This is a genomic window from Polaromonas sp. CG_9.7 (genome assembly GCF_015752205.1).
Taxonomy (GTDB): domain Bacteria; phylum Pseudomonadota; class Gammaproteobacteria; order Burkholderiales; family Burkholderiaceae_C; genus Polaromonas.
Window position 1 is genome coordinate 1 of sequence record NZ_JADOVG010000041.1, and the last position, 2,541, is coordinate 2,541.

The 2,541-nt window shown below is 64.2% G+C and carries 3 protein-coding genes; all 3 read left to right on the forward strand.

Going from position 1 to position 2,541, the window contains the following annotated elements:
• Positions 1 to 80: 80 nt before the first annotated feature.
• Positions 81 to 449, forward strand: coding sequence for a transposase (locus IWX87_RS19350; protein ID WP_196865128.1), 369 nt, complete (start codon positions 81 to 83; stop codon positions 447 to 449).
• Positions 437 to 787 (forward strand): IS66 family insertion sequence element accessory protein TnpB, encoded by a 351-nt coding sequence (tnpB, locus tag IWX87_RS19355; RefSeq protein WP_196865129.1) that lies wholly within the window; start codon positions 437 to 439, stop codon positions 785 to 787. Before IWX87_RS19350 ends, tnpB begins: the two co-directional genes overlap by 13 nt.
• A gap of 149 nt (positions 788 to 936) precedes the next feature.
• Positions 937 to 2,478 (forward strand): IS66 family transposase, encoded by a 1,542-nt coding sequence (locus IWX87_RS19360; RefSeq protein WP_196865130.1) that lies wholly within the window; start codon positions 937 to 939, stop codon positions 2,476 to 2,478.
• Positions 2,479 to 2,541 lie beyond the last annotated feature (63 nt).

Sequence of the window (2,541 nt, forward strand, 5' to 3'; positions counted from 1 at the left end):
GTAAGCGGCCAGCCATGCCATCTTGAGACTGGGAAGAAAGCGGTCAAACATAGTGTCCACGAAACAAACAAGTGGGCACTATGGAAACGAAGAGAGTGGCGCGGCGCAAACACAGCGCCCAATTCAGGGCCGAGGTGCTTCAGGCCTGCCGCCAGGCCGAAGCCTCCGTGGCCGCGATAGCGCTGCGCAACAGGTTGAACGCCAACGTGGTTTACCGCTGGCTGCGCGAGGATGCCCAATGCGTTGATTTGCGCGCTGGCAGCCCTACTTTGGCAAACACCAAGTCCGGCACCGAATTCATTGCCGTGCAGATGCCCGCACCGGCGGCGGCAACTTTGCCAGAAATCCGCGTGGAGGTGCGCCGCCCAGGGGCGGCCACTGTCACGGTGAGCTGGCCCGTCCAATGTGCCGGCGAGTGCGCGGCCTGGCTGCGCGAGTGGCTGCGGTGATTCGCATCGACGCGCTGTGGCTGGCGACTTCTCCCGTGGACATGCGCGCCGGCCCCGAGCGGCTGCTGGCCCGGGTGGTACAGGTGTTCGGCGCCGCTCAGGCGCATCACGGCTATTTGTTTGCCAACGCGCGGGCCACGCGCATGAAACTGCTCGTGCACGACGGCTTTGGCGTGTGGTGCGCGGCCCGGCGCCTGAACCAGGGCCGCTTTGCCTGGCCACGCGAGGTCTTTGATGCAGCGGCCCCAATGACGCTGACGCAACCACAATTTGACGCCCTGGTGCTGGGCCTGCCCTGGCAGCGGCTCGAGCAGATGCAGGTGATTACGCGCATGTAGGTAAATGTGGGGCACTGCCGGGAGGCAAGCAATCGGCACATGTCCCAATGGCGCCCTGAGAGGCGGTTTTGCACAATGCAGGCATGCTCAACGTGCACGAATTCAAAGCCCAGGACCTGCACGGTCTGAGTTTCGGTGCACTGGCCGAAATGGCCGCCCAAATGCTTGAGTACATCGCCGAACAAGGCCAGCACATTGCTGAGCAGAGACAACAAGTCGATTTCCAGGCGCGCACCATCCGGCTGCGCGACATCAAGATTGAGCGCATCACGCACGAGCTCGCGCGCCTGAAGGCCTGGCGCTTTGGCGCCCGGACCGAGCGCATGAGCGCCGAGCAGCGCGAGCTGTTCGAGGAAACACTGGCCGCTGACCAGGCCAGCCTGGAGGCCCAGCTCGAAGCGTTGCAGGGCCAAAGCGGCGCGCCGGGCCCCGCTGTTGTCGTCGAACCCCGGCGCCAGCCCAGACGCCAGGCGCTGCCCGAACACCTGCAGCGTGTGGAGCACCGCCACGAACCGCAAAGCACCACGTGTGGGTGCGGCCAGTCGATGGTGCGCGTGGGCGAGGACATCAGCGAGAAGCTGGACATCGTGCCGGCGCAGTTCTTCGTGCATCGCCATATTCGCGGCAAGTGGGCGTGCAAGTGCTGCCAGTCGCTGGTGCAGGAGCCGGTCGAGCCGCACATCATCGACAAGGGCATGCCCGCCGAGGGCTTGCTCGCCCACACCCTGGTGGGCCGCTTCGTCGACCACCTTCCGTACTACCGGCAAGAGCAAATCAACGCACGCTCGGGTGTGCACACGCCGCGCTCGACGCTGGCGGCATGGTCGGGCCGGGCCGGCGCTGGATTGATGCCGCTGTACGAGGCGCACCGCGCGTTCGTGCTTGGCGCGGCGGTCGTGCATGTTGATGAAACGCCGGTGAACATGCTGGACCCGGGTTCGGGCAAGACCAAGCGGGCCTACGTCTGGGCGTATGCCCGCAGTGCTTTTGATGTGCTGCCGGGCGTGGTGTACGACTTTTGCATTGGCCGGGCAGCCAAATACCCTGTTGAATTTCTCAAGGGCTGGTCGGGCACACTGGTGTGCGACGGCTACAAAGCTTACGAGAGCGTCTTCAAGTTAGAGAGGCGAATCGAGGCGGGCTGCATGGCGCACGCGAGGAGAAAATTTGACGAGCTGATTAAGGAAAACCAGAGCCCGGTGGCCGCCCAGGCCGTGCAGCGCATCGCCTGGCTGTACCGAATCGAGAAAGAAGCCCGGGAACTGCCCGAGCACGAGCGTCTGGCAATGAGGCAATCCAGGGCCGGGCCGCTTTGCGAGGAACTCCATCTTTGGCTGCGTCTGGAGCGCCAGCGCGTGCCCGACGGCAGCGCCATCGCCGGCGCCATCGACTACAGCCTGAACCGCTGGACGGCGCTGACGGCCTACCTGGTCGATGGCAACGTGGCCATCGACAACAACCACATTGAAAATCTCATGCGCCCGTGGGCAATGGGAAGAAAAGCATGGTTGTTCGCCGGCAGCGAGCTCGCCGGCCAGCGCGCCGCTGTCGTCATGAGCCTGGTGCAATCGGCCCGGATGAACGGCCTGGACCCGTGGGCGTACCTGAAGGATGTGCTCACACGACTGCCTGGCCACCTCAACAGCCGCATCGACGAGCTGCTGCCCCATCACTGGCAGCCTGCGGGCTGACGCTTCGCTAACCCGTAGCATATTTCGACATGCTTATTCAAGATGTCATCGCTGGCCGCTTAC